The organism is Streptomyces sp. P17, from assembly GCF_032436805.1.
Lineage (GTDB): Bacteria > Actinomycetota > Actinomycetes > Streptomycetales > Streptomycetaceae > Streptomyces.
Map to the genome: position 1 here is coordinate 1 of NZ_JAVRBF010000457.1, position 355 is coordinate 355.

The 355-nt window shown below is 45.6% G+C and carries 1 protein-coding gene; it reads right to left on the reverse strand.

All coding sequences use genetic code 11. From position 1 onward, the window contains the following. Positions 1-143: 143 nt before the first annotated feature. Positions 144-355: hypothetical protein (locus tag RMT89_RS41710; protein ID WP_315888970.1), on the reverse strand; the 212-nt coding region annotated here is incomplete at its 5' end.

The following is a 355-nucleotide window of genomic DNA, read 5'->3' on the forward strand; positions in this document are numbered from 1 at the left end:
TTGGCTCTTAGGGTGTTTTACCCCAATTTGGTCAATTTCTGACAAGTTAGGTTATAGATCAACAATGTTTGATACTAAGTTATAATGAACTATCTATCTTGAATAAAAAATAGGAAGCTGGGGTTTCCCCCAGCCTCCGTGTTTTACTTCTTGAGCAGTGCTGCCAGTGGCGATGCTTCTGCCATTTCCTTCATGACGTCACCGTCGATTTCCAGTTCGTTGCCAACACGGCGAAGCTGAACTTCAAGTGGCAACATCTGTTCCTGGCCCGGTTCCATGTCATCACCAATAGCCTGAAGCTGCTTGATGAGCATGTTGCGTTCATGAGTGAGCTTTACCCAGTCTTCCGACTGAC